The organism is Pseudoalteromonas sp. H103 (assembly GCF_001469205.1).
GTDB classification, from domain to species: Bacteria; Pseudomonadota; Gammaproteobacteria; order Enterobacterales; family Alteromonadaceae; genus Pseudoalteromonas; species Pseudoalteromonas carrageenovora.
This window is the reverse complement of the sequence record NZ_LOFG01000005.1, coordinates 36289-56607: the sequence shown is the minus strand read 5'-3', so window position 1 is coordinate 56607 and position 20319 is coordinate 36289. Positions and strand designations below refer to the sequence as shown.

Here is a 20319-nt window from a genome sequence, read left to right as displayed (position 1 = left end):
AGTGTTGATATTTAAATTATTTTGCTAGCGAGGGCTTTTCAGTGCGCAAAATAAATTTATGATTCAGAGATCTGGTTAAGTTCATCAGTTAAAACATCCTTAGCACTCTTAATAATAACGAGTGTGTTTTATTGTGTACTTTAGAGATAACAAAATGAAAAGTAACTATTCACCTTTAGTAATCGCTTTATTAGCAGCAATGAGTAGCACGGCGTATGCCGATGAAAAAACCTTCAAAAAGACGAAACAGCCATTGAAAGAGTCTTAATTACAGCGTCGCCAATAAAGCGTACAGTGCTTGAGTCAAGCACTCCTGTAACAATTTTAAGCGGCGAAGAGTTAGATCAAAATCAAGCTGCAACCTTAGGCGATACGTTAAAAAGTGTACCCGGGGTACACAGCTCTTATTACGGACCTGTGGCAAGTAGCCCTATTATTAGAGGCTTAGATGGACCAAGAATTAAAGTGGTTCAAAATGGTTTAGGTGCATCAGATGCATCGCGTGTAGGGCCAGATCATCAGGTTTCAACCGAAACATCTACAGCCACCCAAATTGAGGTTTTAAGAGGCCCAGCTACGCTTTTATACGGCAGTGGTGCTATTGGCGGAGTAGTAAATGTGGTTGATAACCGCTTACCCACGCAAAGGCAAGAAGGCGTAAGTGGTGAAGTATTTGCGCAGTACGATAATGTTGCAGATGCTAAAACTCTTTCAACAGATTTAAACGCAGGTTCCGGTGATTTTGCTTTTCATATTGATGGATATACCCGTAAAACCGATGATTACAAAATCCCTGTACCAGCAGATATTGATGAAGAAGGTGGAAGTAACACTTGCAAACTCAGATATTGACGCAAGTGGCTATAACCTAGGCGCAGGCTGGATAACTGATGATATGCGCGTTGCTTTTTCGTATGGGCATATGGACTCTGACTATGGCTTACCGGGTGAAGAGGGCGTATTTATAAAGCTTAACCAAGATCGCTATCAAGGCGTAGTGGATTGGAATAATTTAGATGGCTTTATACAAGCAGTGCATTGGCAAAACGCTTATACCGATTATGAGCACTCTGAAATTGAAGGGGCTGAAATTGGCACAACTTTTAAAAACGAAAGTATAGAGTCAAGGTTGTGGGCTGAGCATGCACCTGTTTATGGCTGGAAAGGGATTGTGGGCTTACATTATAACCATAGCGATTTTGAAGCGATTGGTGAAGAAGCATTTACGCCTCCAACCAAAACAGACAGCATTGCTGCATTTTTAATGGAAGAGAAAAAAGTAGGCTCGCTATTGTGGCAAGTAGGTACTCGTGTTGAGCAGTCAACACATAATGTAGACAATGACTTTTTTACAGCCCTTAGTTCGTCCAACTCAGTTTCGTTTAACGATAAAGATTATGACGCGGTTTCAGGTTCTGCTGGTGTTGTATGGAGTATCAATGATAGACACTCATTAGCTTTTAATTACGCATATTCACAGCGTGCACCTTCAGCTTCAGAAATATATGCATATGGGCCTCATATTGGCTCTGGTACTTACGAAGTTGGCGGTGGATTTGAGCTTAGTAACAACGCCGGTCAATATAGTGTTGTTCAATCTAATGAAAGTATGGGTAAAGAGGTTTCAAATAATTTAGACCTTACATATAGATATACCGGTGATACATGGAACGCTAACGTTAGCATCTTTAATAATGATATTAGTGACTATGTTTTTGAAAGCTTCACTGATTTAGTTATCAGTGATGGTGCTTTTATTTCCTCAGTCGATTACGAAAACCAAGTGGCTGTTTCAGGTGAACCTGACGACGAAGCTGATGGCTTGCCTGTCGTGTTGTTTGCACAGCAAGACGCTCGTTTATATGGATATGAAGCGCAGGTAGATTGGCATTTAAACGATGATTGGCGCTTAGAAGTGTTTACCGATTATACGCGCGCTAAATTAGACTCAGGCGGTAATGTACCAAGAATACCACCAATGAGAGTGGGCTCGTCAGTACATTATGAATATGGAAATTGGCACACCGAAGTCGAAGTCATTCGTAACGCTAAACAAGACAAAATAGCGGATAACGAAACTTCAACAAAAGGTTATACCATGCTATCGGCCTCAGCTAATTATTACCTAGATTTAGGCGATGTAGATATGACCATTTATATAAAAGGCGATAACTTAACTGATCAAGAAGGGCGTGTGCATTCATCGTACTTAAAAGACGAAGCCCCTTTACCTGGACGCTCAGTTAGTTTAGGCGTAAGAGCTCGTTTTTAATTGAAATAATTAAAGCGGCGTTAAACAGGTGGTAAATGCCCACACATGTTTAGCGCCCGCTTGTTTTAAAGCCTGTGTAGCAGCATTAAGTGTAGCGCCTGTTGTCATAACATCATCAATAATAGCAATTGTTTTACCGCTCATATCTTGTGTACAAACAAAGGCATTTTTTAAATTTTTAACTCGCTTAGCTTTTGAAAGTTCAGATTGCGCTTGCGTTTTTTTATTGCGAATAAGGCTGTTATTTAGAGGTGCAACTTTAATCAATAAAGGTTGCCACACTTGGCTTACTTGATTAAAACCACGAGTAACAAATCGACTTTTATGTAACGGTAAAATAATAAAGAAATCTGGCAGAGTAGGGCTTTGCTCAAAAAACTGCTTGAGCTGCTTTTCAATGATTTGTTGTAATGCCTTTTTATAATGAATTTGGTTATTAAATTTTAGCCGTTTAAGCCAGTGTTCAAAAGGTGTTTGATAAAACGCACAAGCAAATAAAATATCAAACTCACAATTAGGAAACATTTCAACAATATCAGGTCGATGCAGTAAGTTTTTATGAGCTGTAAAATCAAATAATGGCAAGTCTTCAAGGCAAAAACTACATAACCCTAAATTAGCAGTAATAGGGCTTTGACATTGCACGCAGTATGAAGGAAATAACCAATTTAAAACCGTCTGTTTCATTGATACAACCTTCGCATTGCAATCGCCTTTTTAAACGCTATGATGAGCCTAAGTTTGGTAAAGGTTTGGTAAATATGCAAAATGAGTTAGTGCTATTGCACGGATGGGGAATGAACCAAGGCGTTTGGCAATTAATAAAGCCTGAGCTAGAGTCTTTATATTCAGCAAATGTACGTAGTCTTGATTTACCTGGATTTGGTAATAGTTCTGTTTGCCCAACGCCCTATACTTTACATGATGCGGCAGCGCTTTTAAGTGAGCAGCTAAAGCCACATTCTATTTTAATGGGCTGGTCGTTAGGTGGCTTATTTGCTCTTTATATTGCTAAGCATTGGCCAGAAAAAGTATCAAAAGTAATTTTAATTGCCTCAACCCCTTTTTTTGCTGAGTCAGATAATTGGCCGGGAATAAAAGCAAATGTATTGGCGCAGTTTAAAGATCAGTTAGTTAACCATCGAGAAAAAACAATAGAGCGCTTTTTAGCCATTCAAGCAATGGGTAGCGAGTCGGCGCGTGATGATATAAAACAGCTTAAACAATTACTAAATCAGTACAACGCACCAAAAAGTGAAGCATTGAGTGCTGGTTTAGAAATTTTACAAAATGACGATTTACGTGATTTATTTGCACATTGCACTGTGCCTATTAAAGCTATATTTGGCCGGTTAGATGCATTGGTGCCTTATAAAGCGGTTAGTAAAATGGCAGCACTAAATACTGACTTTGAATACGAGGTGCTAGATAAATCTTCACATGCGCCGTTTATTTCTCATAAAGATGAGTTTTTATCTACCGTTAAATCAATGCTTTAAAATAGAGAAAATATTAACGTTGTTTAAAGCTTTATTTTGTATATAACCTGAGCGATAATTAAACAATGTTTAGTTGGTGGAGGTTTTATTATGCCAATAGGATCTGTATTTAATAGTGGTGTTGAAGGGTTTAATCGTGCAAGCCAAGGTATAGAAAAGGCAAGCGCTGAGATTAACCGTGCCAGCATAGAGCAGCAAGATGATGCGCAATTAGCGCAGCAGCGTCAGCTAACAGCCGCACGCCCAGAAGAAGCGGTTACCGCACCCGTTGCACAGCCCGCGCGTGTTGACGAAGCTCTTGTAAATTTAAAAGTGGAAGAGTTTAACGCCAAAGCTAATACGCAGTCTATTCAGACGGCCGATGACGTATTAGGCACGTTAATAGATATTAAAGTGTAGCAATAATGAATATTGTCACGCCATTTCCGTCAATCAATATAAACACCGCAAATGTTTATACGGAATCTGCACGGCGCGACAATCAACTTCGGGAAGTTATTCCTGCTCCAGCTTCAAGTAGCGCAAGCAATACTGAAACTAAAGCTCAAAGCGACGCTGAAAAAGCTAAACTTCCAGGCAGTAATAGTGATGTATCGACTTATGATGCTACCGGTAAACTAGCTGACGATAAAGCAATTGATCAGCGTGAAGGCAATTCAGAAAATTCAGAGAGTGCTGATCAAGAGGCCGAGCAAGAAGCGTCTCAACAAGAAACTGAGCAAGAAGAGCAACAGCTCGAACAAGAGCAACAACAAATAAAAGAACTGAAAGCGCGCGATACCGAAGTGCGAGTTCATGAGCAAGCGCACGCCTCTGTAGGGGGGCAGTATGCTGGCTCTCCTAGTTATGAATACCAGCGCGGTCCAGATGGCACAAATTACGCTATTGGCGGTGAGGTACAAATTGATGTATCTGAAATCCCAGATGATCCGCAAGCGACAATAGATAAAATGCAAACGGTACGTGCAGCGGCACTTGCCCCAGCAGAGCCATCAAGTGCAGACAGAGCCATAGCTGCCGATGCAACACAAAAAATGGCGGCTGCCCAAGCTGAACTTTCAGCTCCTAAAGAAGAGCAAACTGAAGAAAGTGAGCAAAGCACTAAACTCTCATCAAACGAAACCAGCACAGCAGAATCACAAAGCGATACTAATACAGAGCAATCACGCGATCCTGAAGTAGACGCACGAGCCGGTCGTATTGCTAATTTTTATCAAATGACGAGCTCTCCACAAAATGAAAGTGGCTTTTCGGCGTATGGTTGATTAGGTTTAGGTTAGTTAGCATTAAAACAATATAAATAATAAAAAAGCCGCATTAGCGGCTTTTTTAGTTTAGTAAGTTAACAGCGTTTACTTTTTAGTTTTTGCGTTAGCAAATGCATCTGCAAATGCATCTGCAAATGCATTACCCATCATCGCATTGCCATTATCGCGTTTTGGCTTAGCTGTGCGAGGTTGCTGTGAGTTGCTGTTACGTTGTTTTTGAGGAGCAGCAGCGGGTTTATTACTTGTGTCTATGTCGTCATCTAAGCGCATAGTAAAGCTAATACGTTTACGAGCTGCGTCTACTTCAACTACTTTTACTTTTACAATGTCGCCAGCTTTTACTACTTCGCGAGGGTCTGATATAAACTTATTAGTAATAGCTGAAATATGTACAAGGCCATCTTGATGAACGCCTACATCAACAAACGCACCAAAGTTAGCAACGTTAGATACAACACCTTCTAAAATCATACCTGGTTTAAGGTCGCTAATTTTTTCAACGCCCGCTTTAAATTCAGCAGTTTTAAACTCAGGACGCGGATCGCGACCAGGTTTATCAAGCTCACTAATGATATCAGTCACTGTTGGTAAACCAAATTTCTCGTCGGTGTAATCGTTAGCCGCAAGTTTAGTTAAAAAGTCACTGTTACCAATTAAGCTGCTTACATCAAGGCTATTACGCTCACAAATACGTTTAACAATTGGGTAAGCCTCAGGGTGAACAGATGAATTATCTAGAGGGTCACTTCCATTATTGATACGTAAAAAGCCGGCTGCTTGTTCAAAGGCTTTTGGCCCTAAACGTTCAACTTTTTTAAGTTCACTGCGCTTAGTAAATACGCCGTTAGTATCGCGGTAATTAACAATGTTTTGCGCTAGTGTTTTGTTTAAGCCAGACACACGAGTAAGTAATGGCACTGAGGCCATATTTAAATCTACACCTACTGAGTTTACACAGTCCTCAACTACGGCTGTTAGCGTTTGCCCCAATTGACTTTGTGACACATCGTGTTGATATTGGCCTACACCAATTGATTTTGGCTCAATTTTAACAAGTTCAGCAAGAGGGTCTTGTAAGCGACGAGCAATAGATACAGCACCACGTATAGAAACATCTAAATCTGGAAATTCGTTAGCAGCAAATTCAGAGGCTGAGTAAACCGATGCACCTGCTTCGCTCACCATAATTTTATTAATTTTAAGCTCGGTATTGGCTTTAATTAGTTCGGCAACTAATTTATCTGATTCGCGAGAAGCCGTGCCATTACCGATCGCAATCAGCTCTACTTTATGTTGACGACAGAGTTGTTCTAATGTGCGAAGTGATTTATCCCAATGATTTTGTGGCGCATGAGGGAAAATAGTTTGTGTGGCAAGCAATTTACCTGTGCTATCTACAACGGCAATTTTACAGCCTGTTCGTAAGCCAGGATCGAGCCCTAAAGTAGTTCGCGGGCCTGCTGGAGCCGCCATCAATAAGTCTTTTAAGTTTTTAGCAAATACATCAATAGCGCCAGTTTCTGCTTTTTCGCGCATTGCTGCTAAAAACTCATTCTCAAGGTGTAAGCCGAGTTTAATTTTCCATGCCCATTGCACAACATTTAAAAGCCACTCGCTTGCAGCTTTATATTTAATGTCTAAGCGGTAATGCTCGGCAATCATTTGTGCGCATAGTTGCGCTGAATTTTCTGAGTTAGGCTCTGGGTTTACATTTAACTGTAGAATACCTTCGTTACGAGCGCGCAACATAGCTAGTGCACGGTGAGAAGGAACTTTTTTAAGGGCTTCTTGATGCTCAAAGTAATCTCGGTACTTAGCGCCAGCTTGTTCTTGTCCTTTAATAAGAGCGCTTTCTATAGCGCCGTTTTGGCTTATGTAACTTCTAAATTTAGCAAGCAATTTAGCGTCTTCGGCAAAGCGCTCCATTAAAATAAATTTAGCGCCATCAAGTGCTGCTTTGGTATCTGCAATGCCTTTCTCGGCATTTACAAATTGTTCAGCTTGTTGCTCTGGGTTTAAATTTGCATCGTTAAATAGTGCATCGGCAAGAGGCTCTAAACCAGCTTCAATTGCTATTTGGCCTTTAGTACGGCGCTTAGCTTTATAAGGTAAGTATAAATCTTCAAGCTCTGTTTTACTTTGTGCGCTGGCAATATCGGCGCTTAGCTCGGCGGTGAGTTTATTTTGCGATTCTATCGTCGATAAAATAAAACCACGGCGCTCTTCAAGTTCTCGTAAGTACGACAAGCGTTGCTCTAAAAGACGCAGTTGGGTGTCATCTAATCCACCAGTGATTTCTTTACGGTAACGTGCAATAAAAGGAACAGTTGCGCCTTCATCAAGTAACTTTGTTGCTGCAACAACCTGTTGCTGCTGTGCATTTAGCTCTGAGGCTAAACGTGCAGAGATATCGCTCATGCAAAAACCTTTTTATACAATAAAATAAGACCAGAAGCGTGTTACTGGCGTCGTTAATTGCTTGAATAATATCACAGGAGGTAGTAATAAAAAGCTCTTAAAGCAAGCTATTTTACTTGCTTTAAGATGGTTGGGTTGGGAGTAAATTACTGCGGTTAAAAGAGCGCCCTAGTGAGGGTGCTCAATGTTTTCTAATACTTCACTGAAAGAGTGGGCTATTGGCGTAATATGTACTGGTATGTGTAATGTTTTAGCTATTTGGCGAGCTGAAATTAAGCCGCAAATTTCGCTGCTGGCTGTTGTTACCAATAAAAACATTGTGCCTTGGTGCTCCATTGTTTGAAGCGCATCACCAATACATGCGTAGCTTAAGCTTTGCATGCTTACACCTGTAAGTTTACTAATAGGGGTCATGATGTCGCGTAAGCTCACTTCGCTTTTTGGTGTATTTAAACGCTGGGCAATAATAGTGATTTTAGAGCTTTGTAAATCAGCACTAGAAACCAGCCCAATTAATTTTTGATTTTCATCAGTGACTAAAACAAAGTCTGATTGTTGTGCACTTACTTGTTTTAGTGCTTCAGTTATCGTTGTTCCGTACTGAGCACGAATTGGCGTTTTATGGGTAAAGTTATTTACCATTTTTAACGCAGGTGATGATAAGTCAATTAATGGTTGATCGTCTGCAAATGTGCTTGCAATAACACCGTGAGATACATTTAGGGTACGTAATTCTTTAAAGTTAGACATAATAGTCACCTTAGTCGTTATAAAATTTAATTAAGTTGTAAAATAATGAATTAAATTAAATAGCTAGGTGGTCCGCGTTGGTATGCAGTGCTAAAAGGTCTGTTTAAATTAGTGCTCTTATAAAAAGAGTTTACGACATTAGGAAGTGGTTGAAGCGCCCTAAAGGTAAATGCATTAACGTGAGAGTCTACGTCAAGATCGAGGTTAGCTTGGTCAGGAACATCACAAGCAATAAAGTGGTTAGCTAGCTTAGCGCTATCAATGTTTACTTCAGTGGTATTGGCATGCAACGACAAACTTACACTCATTAAAAGTGCAAACAATACGGCATTATTTAATATGCGCTGTACTACGTTTGACATGGCCATTACCTTAAAAAATTCAGATTAACCAAGTAACCTGATTAACTCTCTTATATCCTACTCAAATAGAATACACAATAAAAAGTTAATATGATCTGAATCAAAGTTTTTATTGATAACTACTGTTATTGGGCTTTATTTTTGATATTCAATACTATTCACATACCACTGCTTTTTACCTTGAGGTGTAACTACTTCAAAGTCGTCATCTACTTGCTTTTTAATAAGTGCGCGAGCCATCGGTGAATCGATTGATATGTAATCTTTACGATCGTAAATTTCATCAGGGCCTACAATTCTGAACTTTTTAATTTCACCTTGTTCGTTTTCTATTTCTACCCATGCGCCAAAAAATACTTTTCCATCTTGAACGGGAGAGTAGTCGATGATTTTTAAATCAGGAATACGCTTTCGCAAGTACCGTACGCGGCGGTCAATTTGGCGAAGTAAACGCTTATTGTATTGATAGTCTGCATTTTCAGAGCGATCACCTAAGCTTGCTGCCCAACTTACAATTTTGGTTACTTCAGGGCGCTTTACGTTCCATAAATGGTCGTGCTCTTGCTGCAGTTGCAAATACCCTTCACGGGTCACTAAGTTTGTTTTCATGATGAATTCTTTATTAACTCTAATGGTGTGCACGTTATTAAACTTGCCAAAATTTGTCGAGCGTAAACTTTAATAATATAGCTTTGAAATGTTCAGTAACAATCTAGACTTGTAATTAGTTTTTGATTATTAAGTTTTTCATTTATATTAACTATTAATTGGAGATAAAAATAAGAAAGAGATTATGGGACACGAAACCACAAAAGTATTGGTTGTCGATGATGACATGCGCTTGCGCAGCCTGCTAGAGCGTTATTTAGTAGAGCAAGGCTTTATTGTTAGGACGGCTGCAAACTCAGAGCAAATGGATAGACTCATTGAACGTGAAAACTTTCACTTAATGGTTCTCGATTTAATGCTCCCAGGCGAAGACGGCTTATCTATTTGCCGCCGCTTACGTCAAAAAGAAAACGAAATTCCTATTGTTATGCTTACTGCAAAGGGCGATGAAGTAGACCGCATTATTGGCCTTGAGCTTGGTGCCGATGACTACATTCCAAAACCATTTAACCCACGCGAATTATTAGCGCGTATTAAAGCTATTTTACGCCGTCGAGCAAAAGAGGTTCCCGGTGCGCCAGCTGCTGAAGAAAACTTAATAGCTTTCGGTAAATTTACACTTAATTTGGCAACACGCGAAATGAGCGAAGGCGATAAAACTATATCACTAACCAGCGGCGAGTTTGCAGTGTTAAAAGCTTTGGTCTCGCACCCAAGAGAGCCACTTAGCCGCGACAAATTAATGAATCTTGCTCGCGGGCGTGATTACAGTGCGCTTGAGCGCAGCATTGATGTACAAGTATCACGACTTCGCCGCATGATTGAAGTAGATGCGGCTAATCCACGCTATATTCAAACCGTTTGGGGTTTAGGTTACGTGTTTGTTCCTGACGGTGAAAAGTAATTTATATGGGATTTTTTCCGCGTAGTGCATTTGGACAAACCGTTTTTTTAGTGGCCGCTTTGCTGCTAATAAATCAAATTGTGTCGTATGTTACGGTGAGCTTTTATGTTGTAAAACCCACTATAGAGCAAGTTAATTTAATGCTCGCAAAGCAAATTAAAACAGTATTTATTGATTGGGAAGATGGGGTCGAAATTAACGACGAAGTGTCGGCTAAGTTTTTTGAAATTACCGGAATTGAGGTAATGACTCAACGCGAAGCAATGCGCCAAGGGCTTGGTCAAACTCGCGAGTATTCAATGCTTTCACGTAGTATGTCTGAGCAATTAAATGGCTCTGCACGAGTGCGTATTAGCCAAACCGATCCATTAATATATTGGGTAGAAGCTCCGCAAGCACCAGGCTATTGGGTAAAAGTGCCGCTATCAGGCTATCAAGAAAACAACCTCGAGTTTTTAACTTTCTACTTATCAAGCATCGGCTTTTTAAGTGTTTTAGGTGGCTGGTTATTTGCTAGGCACTTAAACCGTCCGTTAAAAGCACTACAACAAGCTGCGGTAAAGGTAGGCAAAGGCGACTTTAGCTCTAAGCTTGATGAAGAAGGCTCAACCGAAGTAATTGAAGTTACTCGTGCATTTAATCAAATGTCGCGCGGTATCGCCGCTCTTGAAAACGACCGCCGCTTATTAATGGCTGGCGTATCTCACGATTTACGCACGCCACTTACCCGTATTCGCCTTGCAACTGAGATGATGGTTGATGAAGATGATTACCTTCGTGAAGGTATTATTTACGACATAGAAGACATGAACGGTATTATCGATCAGTTTATTGAGTACTTACGCCACCATAAGCGTGAAGAACTCGCCTGCGAAGATATAAATGCCTTAGTTGCTGAGGTTGTCCATTCAGAGCTACAACACCAGCGCACAATCATATTTAAGAGCAACCCAAGCATAGGCAAAATTCCATTGAGCTCTGTGGCTATTAAGCGCGTAATTACAAATATGATAGGTAATGCATTGCGTTACTCTGAGGATGATATTGAAGTCCTGAGTTACTTTAATTCAAATAAAAAATACGTAGTTATTGCAGTTAACGATAAGGGTCCTGGTATACCTGAAAGCGAGCTTGAATCTGTATTTGAACCTTTTAAGCAAGGGGATGCAGCGCGTGGCAGCGAAGGCAGTGGGTTAGGCCTTGCCATTATTAAACGCATTATTGATATGCACGACGGTAAAGTGAAATTAGAAAACCGCTCTGAGGGTGGCTTAAGTGCACAAATTTATTTACCGATTAAGGCGCTTAACTCTGCACAGTAAACTGTGCAGAGTTACTTACTCAATTACTTAAAGTGCTTTAAAGCGAATGGCTGTGCCACCGCTGGTAGCTAGTTTAAGCGTTAGTTTATCGTTTGTGGTGACTACGCGCTTTTCGATATTTAAATCATATGGATTATTTTTCCACTCTGCGTTTTTACCGTCTTGATAAATTTGCGCTTCAAACTTTTTACCTTGCTCTAAAAAGTCGAGTTTTACTTCAATAGTACGGGCTTTTTCGTCAGTTACGGCGCCTAAGTACCAATCATTACCTGTGTATTTGTCGCGTTTTCGCTCTTTACGAGCAAATACAATAAAGTCACCCACTTCGCCATCAAGGGCAATACTTTGCTGCCAATCTGTAGGTACGTCTTGTATAAATTGAAATGCGTCAGGCTTAGCTAAATAATTTTTAGGTAAATCAGCAGCCATTTGAATCGGACTATATAGCACAACATAAAGCGCAAGCTGTTTTGCAAGCGTGGTTTGTGGGCGATTTGTATCATCCCCTAAACCATTAAAGCTCATATCAAAAATACCCGGTGTAAAGTCCATAGGGCCAGAAAGCATACGTGTAAAAGCAAGCATTGGTACGTGTTCAGGTGGGTTAGGAGGCGACCCCCATGCATTATACTCTTGCCCACGTGCACCTTCGCGCGCAATCCAATTAGGGTAGGTACGGCGCAGGCCAGTATCTTTAATAGGCTCGTGGGTGTTTATGCTAATTTTATGTTTAGCAGCCAGCTTTACGTTGTATAAATATTCGTTAACCATAAATTGGCCATCATGCCATTCATGGCGTGCAATACCGTTTTTGTCTATACGTTTTATATTACCGCCATCGGCTACGTAACCTGTTTTAACTTGGCTTACGTTTGATTTTTCGTAAAGGGCAAAAGCATCTTCCATTTGGTCATGGTAATTACTTACATTACCTGATGTTTCGTGATGACCAATGAGTTGTACGTCTTTTTGTTTGCCGTATTGAGTGAGGGCTTTTATGTCAAAGTCATCGTAAGGCTTTGTAAAATTAAATACATCACCGTTAAAATACCAATCCCCGTCCCAGCCTTCATTCCAACCTTCTACTAGCACACCGTCAAATCCGTACTCAGCCGCAAAGTCCATGTAGTACTTAGTGGTTTGTGTTGTAGCTCCGTGTTTTTTACCGCTGCCCCAGGTTTGTGTGTTTATGTGCATGCCCCACCAAATACCTACGTATTTTCCTGGTTTTACCCACGAGACATCACCGAGTTTATTAGGCTCATTTAAATTTAATATAATGTCTGAATTAACTAAACCCACGGCGCTATCGGCAATTTGAATGGTACGCCAAGGAGTATTAAACGCACCTTGTTTTTTAACCCCAATACCGTCTGACCAGGGTGTTAAATCAGCCGTAAACGTACCTGGGCGGCGCTGATTTAGTACCATACCTGCGTAATCAACAAGGGCAGCTTCATGAATGCTTACGTGAGTGCCATCATTTGTTTTAAACGTAAATGGTGTGTGGGCTAACGCCGCTTCGTTAAGCGCGGTGGTGTTGTAAACGTACTCATAACGGTTCCAACCACGAGCGGGGATCCACCAAGCTTTAGCATTTTGACTATCATTTATTGCAAACTCAGTTAGTTCTTTAGTTATATATGTTTGCTCAAAGCCTGCTTGTTTAGGTACTTCGTATCTAAAGCCTACACCACTATTAAATGCGCGAAAACGAATAGTATAAGTGCCTGAGTTAGATTCTTTTTTTGTAAAGGTAACAGCTACTTCGTTATGTTTATCTGTGACTGTTTGGCGCTCTCCCCATGGCTGTTGCCACTGTGAGTCTACGCTTTGCTGCTTGATATCTTTAATTTTAAAGCCATCACTAAACGCAGCTTGAGTCTTAAATTCAAATCCAAGCAGTGATTTATTTATAACAGGATTATTTTTAAATTCTATTGAGTAGCTTGGTGTGGTGTTTTCATCAGAAATGATGACCGTTATTTGTGTGTCTGGCGATTTTAGCTCTACCGTTTGTGCGTAGCTGTTGCTAGCAAAGGCTAAAAGCACAAGTGCTGGTATTCTCATTGTGTGTCCTTAGATGAGTCGGTGGTGAAATTTAAGGATAATGACTGTTGGCTATTAATACGACTGATTACATACGTATTCAATGTTTTAAAAAATAGAAAGAATTTAACGACTTCTTCGGTCTATAATGTAAATAAATTGATAATAGCGACGACTAATATGATCAAAGTTTTAGTTTATGTATTTTTATTATGTGCCAGTGCTCAGGGCTTTACCGCCAATATAACGATAAAAAATTCAAGTAATGAGCCCTTAGCTAATGCCGTTGTGTGGTTAACTGCTAGCGGTTCTACTGAGATTACCGCGCCTGAAGCTCCTTATGCAATGAGCCAACAGAATAGAGAGTTTATTCCGCGAATATTAGTTGTTCCGCAAAATGCAAAAGTAGAATTTCCAAATGCGGATTCTATCATGCACCACGTTTATTCATTTTCTAAAGCAAAAACATTTGAATTAAAGCTATATAAAGAGCAGCCAAAAGCACCGATTATTTTTGACCAAACGGGTGTGGTTGAGCTTGGCTGTAATATTCACGATTGGATGCTAGGTTATATAGTGGTCGTCGATAGCACTGTGTTTGCAATTACAGATGAAAACGGTAAGGCTAATTTACAGACCGGCGCGGGCGAATATACGTTAAGTGTTTGGCATTCAGGGTTTAGTGATATAAGTAATGTTGAAACTAAAGATGTGATTGTAGGTACGGAATCGCTTGAATATAAAGTTAAACAGGAAGTAGCCGCGCAAATTGATTTTGCAACGGATGAATTTGATGATTATTAATCGCACTTTAACGTTTGTATTTTTAGTTAGTATTTTATTTTTTAGTGCTGCGCTACATGCGCAGGTTAAAGGTTTGATACAAGTTAGAGCTGTACAAGGTGATGATAATACAAGCTTTCAAGATGGTGGAGTTGGTCTCTATCGCCATGATACAAAAAGTGATGAGCTTATTTTATCGCAAGGGATTTTAGATTTTAATGTTGATTTAGCATCTAGTTGGTCGGCTCATGGGGTATTAAATTTAAATCAGGATCCTGATGTTGGCTTAGGTTTAACACAAGCTTATATTAAGTATCAGCCTCTTACTGATAGTAAGTACAAATGGCATGTGCGCGGTGGTGGTTTTTATCCGCTCATGTCGCTTGAAAACCCCGATATTGGCTGGACCTCTCCTTATAACTACACAAACTCAGCCATTAATAGCTGGATAGGCGAAGAGTTACGTACCGTTGGTATCGAAGCAACTCTTAAACGCCCAGCTAAACGCTTTAATTCTAAGCATAGTTTTAGCTTTGTAGGCGCTACGTTTAAAGGCAATGATCCTACCGGTACTTTACTCGCTTGGCGTGGCTTTGCATTGCACGATAGACAAACCACATTTAATGAAGGGGTTAACATTGGCCCTATAGCCTCATTAAATGAGTTTGATTTACGCTGGCAATCGGGCCGTGTTTTGCCCTTTGAAGAAGTAGATGGGCGATTTGGCTATTATGCAGGTGTACATTGGGATTACTTAAAAAAATCGCAATTTCGTGTTTATTACTACGATAATAACGGCGATCCCAGTACCGTAAATTATAGCTCTGGGCAGTATGCATGGGACACTCGCTTTACGAGCGTTGCCTGGCTATATAAATTTAATAGCAAAACTCGCTTTATAGCACAGGTGCTCAATGGTGAAACCGAAATGGGTGCGAATGCTCTAATTGATAATGCGTTTTACAGCCATTACTTAATGCTAAGCCATAAAGAAGGTAAGCATCGAGTTTCAGTACGCTATGATTACTTTAAAGTGACAGATAACGACGCCACTGCGTTTGATCCTAATACCAGCCATGGGGAGGGGGTAACCGCAACGTGGCGCTACCAGCTCAGTAATAGTTGGCAATTAGGTGTTGAAGGCTCTGCGCTTAAAAGTTTTATAAAAAATAGAGCCGCCAGCGGCTTTGCACAGCGCATATCGCAGCAGCAAATTATGCTAAACGTTCAATGGCGATTTTAGGTTTTATAAACTAGATTTATTATCAAAAAGGAAAGTATTAAATATGATTTTTTTTGGAGTAATTAATGAATTTGAATAGTATCCGCGTCAAAGTCTCTTTTCCTATTGTTATTTTAGGTATTGCTATCTTGTCGTTAATTATTGGGTATTCATACTTAATTAACTTACAAAAAAATGCATTAGATTTGCAATCGGATAAATTTATTAAGGCTGTGTCTCTTGCTTTGAGTGCCGACAGGGATTTGTATCAAGCAAAGGTTGCTGAGTTAAATTTAGTCGCACATAACGACAATAAAGAAGCTTATTTGCAAGAGCATAAAGAAAATACTGAACAAGTAACGCAAAGATTAGATCAGTACTTAGCTTTGTTATCGGATTATCCAAAAGCTATAAATGGGCTTCGCGGTTTTGATGGTGCTTATAATACTTGGTTAAGCGCTTCACTGGCCTATATGAATGATAAGACAAATCTAAAAAAACGGTCTCAATCAGAAAAAGCATTTGACGAATTAAGAGCTACGCTTGATCAAGCCGGTGAATTAGCAGAGCAAACATCGGTTGAAGAAGTTCAAAAACTATCAGACACAATTGCCTCAACTAAGTTAACTATGCTTATTTTTGTGATATTAATTTTATTGGTGGCGTGTTGGTTTAGTTACTTTATTCCTAAGCAATTAACACAGCAAATTAACTATGTAACTTCTCGTATTAACGATATAGCCTCTGGTGATGGCGATTTAACTGGTAGGATCGCTATAACGTCTAAAGATGAGTTTTCTGAACTTGCAACGCAGTTCAATCGTTTTCTCGACAACTTACAGCAATTAATTCGCGATATTTTAGAGCAATCAAAAGAGCTAAGTGAATTAGGTGGTGAGTTAAGTCAGGTTGCAAATAAAAACAATGCGGTAAATCAAACGCTCAGCCAAGCTTCTGAGTCGATAGTAAGTGCAGTGCATGAGATGAGTGTAGCAAGTAGAGAAGTTGCAGGTGTTGCTCAGCAATCATCAACAGAAGCTGATAAATCGTTAAATTTAGCTCAGCAAGGATTAACAGCGGTTGCGCACTCTAGTTCTCGTATTATTTCTTTGTCGCAAAATATGGAGCAAGCTATGGCGCGCTCTACAGAGCTACAACAAAGCTCTGATAACATTGCCAAAGTACTTGAGGTTATTCGTGCCATTGCAGAGCAAACAAACCTACTGGCGCTTAATGCTGCTATTGAAGCCGCGCGAGCTGGTGAATATGGCAGAGGTTTTGCTGTGGTAGCAGATGAAGTAAGAACATTGGCTACACGCACGCAAGTTAGCACAAACGATATTCAAAAAATGATAGAGCAATTTGCAACGAGCGTAGAACAATCAATTAAAGCGATAGATGAAGGCAAGCAATTTGCAGATGATGCGGTTGGCTCGTTTAGTCAAACTAATGATGTGCTTAATGCAATGCAAAGCTCGTCTACTAAAGTAAATGATATGGCGATGCAAACAGCGCAAGCGACTGAAGAGCAGACAACGGTTGCAGATGAAATAAGTCAAAACCTATCATCATTAAACGATCAAACTTTAGAAGGGGGAGCGCTTGCTCGAACTACTGAAGATGTATCTAAAAAAATGGAACAATTGACTGATGAGTTAAATCACTTAGTGCATCGATTTAAAGTTTAAATAAGCTGATTATCTGGTTAGATAACTCTTTAAGGTTTTGAAATATAATTGTACTTATATTATTTGCTAGCTAGGGTTCTGCTTGAATCGTCATTATAAAAATAAAAAGGGACTTTAAAAGTCCCTTTTTTAATGCAATTTTAACCCTGGAAAGTCAACAAAGCCTAAAGTGCATTAGCATTACTTTTTATCAAACGCGCGTTTCATGTAGTTAGGTGTAGCTAGTGCACCATGGTGAATACCGCTGTTGTAGTATTCACTTTGCTCGGCTATTTGTGCTGCGCCGTCTTCTCTAAAGCCGTTAAATGTCTCTGATTTACGAGCAAGTGTTACTGACCATAAACCGCTTGGGTAAATTGGTTGTGGGAATGGCAGTGTTTGTAAATCATTAAATCCTACACTTAACATAGCTTCACGCATTTCAACTAACAATGGCATGTGCATAAGTGGCGATTCACTTTGCTGTACTAAAATACCGCCTGGGCGAAGTGCATTTAGGCAACTTGTGTAAAACGCATGGTTAAATAAACCTTCACCTGGGCCTACTGGGTCTGTGCCATCAACAATAACAACATCGATAGACTCTCCAGCGGCTTCACGCATATATTTAATGCCGTCGTCAAACATAACATTAGCACGAGGGTCGTTGTTTGATTCGCAAAGTTCTGGGAAGTACTTTAACGACATTTGCGTGACTACTTCGTCTATATCTATTTGCGTTACGGTTTCTACACCTGGGTGTTTTAATACTTCGCGTAATGTACCGCAGTCGCCGCCGCCTATAATCACTACGTTTTTAGGATTCGGGTGCGCTAAAAGTGCAGGGTGGCTGATCATCTCATGGTAAAAAAAGTTTTCGCGGGTTGTAACCATTGTACAGCCGTCGATGATCATTAAATTACCAAAGTCTGTGGTTTCGAACATTTCTACTTTTTGAAAAGGAGACTGTTTTTCGTCTAGCTTTTTGTTAATACGTAATGAAAATGCGCTGCCATCGCGGTCGCTAATTTCAGTAAACCACTTACTTTGATCTAAATTTGCCATAGTTGCTTTTACACTTTTTTGGTTGAGTATGAAAAAGGGGCAATTCTGCCAGTGCTTGTCGTTTTGCTCAATGAAATTTTAACCTATTTAACGAATAAAGTTAGCTAGGGGTGAGTGAAAGTTCAATTTTTGTTAGCCTAGCCAGTACTGACGTATTAAAATGCGCCTTTATAGCTAAATTGACTAAAGAAGAGTTGCCATGACCTGGGGTTTAGAAACAGCACGCGCTACTTATAACGTTGCTCATTGGAGTGATGGTTATTTTGATATAAACGCACAAGGCGAGTTGGTAGCCTACCCAGATGGTGACCAAACCAAAAGCGCTATTTCTTTAACACAATTAACAGAGCAGTTTAAACAACAAGGTTTAACCTTGCCTGTACTTGTACGCTTTACTGATATTTTAAAAAACCGCGTTGATACACTTACCAATGCTTTTACGCTTGCGCAAAGCAGCCGTGAATACCAAGGTAAATATACTTGTGTATACCCAATAAAAGTAAACCAGCAACGCTCTGTGGTAAGTAAGTTACTTGCCCATCCTAGTGGTTTAGTAGGCCTTGAAGCTGGCTCAAAGCCGGAGCTTATGGCTATTTTAGGCGTTGCAAAAGAGCCAATTACTATTGTCTGTAATGGCTATAAAGACAGTGAGTTTTTGCGTTTAGCGTGTATTGGTCAAGCTATGGGGCACAGCGTTAAAATAGTGGTAGAAAAACTATCAGAACTCACTACCTTACTTGAAGAAATAGACAACTTAGGCATAGAGCCTGCTATTGGTATTCGTATTCGCTTAAACTCAGTGGGTAAAGGTAAGTGGCAAAATACCGGTGGTGAAAAAGGTAAGTTTGGTTTAACTGCAGGGCAAGTGCTTAGTGCTGTTGAAGTACTTAAGCAGCATAATAAGTTGCATTTAATGCAAATGGTGCATTTTCATATTGGCTCTCAAATTGCCAATATACGTGACATACACCGCGCCCTGCGCGAATGTGCGCGTCACTTTGCGGAACTTACTCAGTTAGGTGTGCCACTTAATACGGTTGATGTCGGTGGTGGTTTAGGCGTTGATTACGAAGGCTCAGGCTCTCGCAGTGCGTGCTCGATGAACTACACAGTAGAAGAGTACGCACGTAACGTAGTAAATGCCTTTGCTGAAGTGTGCGACCAACATAACCTTGCACACCCGGCCATTATTACTGAGTCGGGCCGCGCTTTAACGGCTCATCACGCTGTGTTAATTACTGATGTAATTGATGTAGAAAAAGCACCTAATCATTTAAACCCAGAGCCACCTATTGAAAATAGTGCCCTAGTACTTGATGAAATGTGGCAGTGTTTACAACGATTAAACCCGCGTATGGCGCTGGAAATTTATCACGATGCGATGCACCTATTTAGCGAAGCACACGATCAATACGTGCATGGTTTAGTAAGCATGTTAGAGTGGGCAAAAATAGAGCAGTTATACTTTACTATTTTACATCGCGTACGTGCATCGCTTAGCAATAATGCCCGCGCACACCGCGAAGTACTCGACGATTTAAACGAAAAGCTTGCTGATAAACTGTTTGTTAACTTTTCACTGTTTCAATCGTTACCTGATGTTTGGGGCATTCAGCAGTTATTTCCGATTATGCCAATAGAAAGCCTAAATCAGCCTTTAACTCAGCGCGCAATTATTCAAGATATAACCTGTGATTCTGACGGACAAATTCGTGAATACGTAGAAGGTGCAGGTATAGAAACCAGCCTACCTATTCCTGAGTACAAACCCGGCGAGCAATACCACATTGCTATGTTTATGGTGGGTGCGTACCAAGAGATTTTAGGTGATTTACATAACCTATTTGGTGATACCGACTCAGTACATGTTGAGCTAAATGATGAAGGTTATGTATTAACCAATGCCATTAAAGGTGATAGCGTTAAGGATGTATTAAAGTTTGTTGACTATGATAGCGCCATTTTGGCGGATAACTTTGCTTATCAGGTTAATAAGTTAACTGTATCCGAGCAATGCAAAGAGGGATATTTAGCAGAGCTTAATGCAGGCCTTGAAGGCTATACCTATTTTGAAGATTAATTTATACGTAAATATAAGCGCAGTATTAGTTGCTGCGCACTGTTTAAAG

Annotated in this window: 16 protein-coding genes and 1 pseudogene; 10 read left to right on the top strand and 7 right to left on the bottom strand. The window is 40.1% G+C overall.

The genetic code is table 11. The features are described from left to right. Nucleotides 1-154 precede the first annotated feature (154 nt). Nucleotides 155-2272: pseudogene (locus tag ATS74_RS05480) on the top strand (TonB-dependent receptor). Between the two features lie 9 nt (nt 2273-2281). Here ATS74_RS05480 and ATS74_RS05475 read toward each other — a convergent pair. After that, entirely contained in the window at nt 2282-2959 is a 678-nt protein-coding gene (locus ATS74_RS05475) for a ComF family protein (protein WP_058547931.1), read from the bottom strand. 74 nt (nt 2960-3033) lie between these two features. Between ATS74_RS05475 and bioH the strand changes: the two genes are divergently transcribed. From bioH to ATS74_RS05460, 3 genes are all read left to right on the top strand, one after another. Then, nucleotides 3034-3771 carry a pimeloyl-ACP methyl ester esterase BioH gene (gene bioH, locus ATS74_RS05470; protein WP_058547989.1) on the top strand — a complete coding sequence of 246 codons (738 nt, stop codon included), beginning with the start codon at nt 3034-3036 and terminating at the stop codon, nt 3769-3771. 90 nt (nt 3772-3861) lie between these two features. Then, nucleotides 3862-4170 carry a hypothetical protein gene (locus ATS74_RS05465; RefSeq protein WP_058547930.1) on the top strand — a complete coding sequence of 103 codons (309 nt, stop codon included), beginning with the start codon at nt 3862-3864 and terminating at the stop codon, nt 4168-4170. A gap of 5 nt (nt 4171-4175) precedes the next feature. Then, a complete protein-coding gene (locus ATS74_RS05460; protein WP_058547929.1) occupies nt 4176-5036 on the top strand; it encodes a putative metalloprotease CJM1_0395 family protein in 861 nt (286 codons plus the stop codon). 87 nt (nt 5037-5123) lie between these two features. Here ATS74_RS05460 and ATS74_RS05455 read toward each other — a convergent pair whose 3' ends face one another. From ATS74_RS05455 to greB, 4 genes are all read right to left on the bottom strand, one after another. Further along, complete coding sequence (locus tag ATS74_RS05455) at nt 5124-7457, bottom strand: Tex family protein (RefSeq protein ID WP_058547928.1); 2334 nt, start codon at nt 7455-7457, stop codon at nt 5124-5126. A gap of 168 nt (nt 7458-7625) precedes the next feature. After that, nucleotides 7626-8207 (bottom strand): CBS domain-containing protein, encoded by a 582-nt coding sequence (locus tag ATS74_RS05450; RefSeq protein ID WP_058547927.1) that lies wholly within the window; start codon nt 8205-8207, stop codon nt 7626-7628. 50 nt (nt 8208-8257) lie between these two features. After that, complete coding sequence (locus ATS74_RS05445; RefSeq protein ID WP_058547926.1) at nt 8258-8569, bottom strand: hypothetical protein; 312 nt, start codon at nt 8567-8569, stop codon at nt 8258-8260. A 135-nt stretch (nt 8570-8704) separates the two neighbouring features. Beyond that, nucleotides 8705-9178 (bottom strand): transcription elongation factor GreB, encoded by a 474-nt coding sequence (greB, locus tag ATS74_RS05440; RefSeq protein WP_058547925.1) that lies wholly within the window; start codon nt 9176-9178, stop codon nt 8705-8707. 184 nt (nt 9179-9362) lie between these two features. Here greB and ompR point away from each other — a divergent pair, with 184 nt between their 5' ends. After that, complete coding sequence (ompR, locus tag ATS74_RS05435; protein ID WP_058547924.1) at nt 9363-10082, top strand: osmolarity response regulator transcription factor OmpR; 720 nt, start codon at nt 9363-9365, stop codon at nt 10080-10082. 5 nt (nt 10083-10087) lie between these two features. Then, nucleotides 10088-11404: a two-component system sensor histidine kinase EnvZ gene (envZ, locus tag ATS74_RS05430; RefSeq protein ID WP_058547923.1), complete on the top strand. Its 1317-nt coding sequence runs from the start codon at nt 10088-10090 to the stop codon at nt 11402-11404. Between the two features lie 27 nt (nt 11405-11431). Here the strand turns inward: envZ and ATS74_RS05425 are convergent, their stop codons facing one another. Beyond that, on the bottom strand, nt 11432-13474 hold the full coding sequence (locus ATS74_RS05425; protein ID WP_058547922.1) for a glycoside hydrolase family 97 protein: 2043 nt from the start codon (nt 13472-13474) through the stop codon (nt 11432-11434). Between the two features lie 159 nt (nt 13475-13633). Between ATS74_RS05425 and ATS74_RS05420 the strand changes: the two genes are divergently transcribed. The 3 genes from ATS74_RS05420 to ATS74_RS05410 all read left to right on the top strand — a co-directional run bounded on the left by ATS74_RS05420 (nt 13634) and on the right by ATS74_RS05410 (nt 17146). Beyond that, the gene (locus ATS74_RS05420; protein ID WP_058547921.1) at nt 13634-14257 is read left to right on the top strand and encodes a methylamine utilization protein; all 624 of its coding nucleotides are present in this window, start codon (nt 13634-13636) and stop codon (nt 14255-14257) included. Next, on the top strand, nt 14247-15479 hold the full coding sequence (locus ATS74_RS05415) for a hypothetical protein (RefSeq protein ID WP_058547920.1): 1233 nt from the start codon (nt 14247-14249) through the stop codon (nt 15477-15479). Before ATS74_RS05420 ends, ATS74_RS05415 begins: the two co-directional genes overlap by 11 nt. A 65-nt stretch (nt 15480-15544) precedes the next feature. Continuing rightward, on the top strand, nt 15545-17146 hold the full coding sequence (locus ATS74_RS05410; RefSeq protein WP_058547919.1) for a methyl-accepting chemotaxis protein: 1602 nt from the start codon (nt 15545-15547) through the stop codon (nt 17144-17146). 180 nt (nt 17147-17326) lie between these two features. Here ATS74_RS05410 and speE read toward each other — a convergent pair whose 3' ends face one another. Beyond that, the gene (speE, locus tag ATS74_RS05405) at nt 17327-18190 is read right to left on the bottom strand and encodes a polyamine aminopropyltransferase (protein ID WP_058547918.1); all 864 of its coding nucleotides are present in this window, start codon (nt 18188-18190) and stop codon (nt 17327-17329) included. A gap of 199 nt (nt 18191-18389) precedes the next feature. Here speE and speA point away from each other — a divergent pair, with 199 nt between their 5' ends. Next, a complete protein-coding gene (speA, locus tag ATS74_RS05400; RefSeq protein WP_058547917.1) occupies nt 18390-20270 on the top strand; it encodes a biosynthetic arginine decarboxylase in 1881 nt (626 codons plus the stop codon). The last annotated feature ends 49 nt before the right edge of the window (nt 20271-20319 follow it).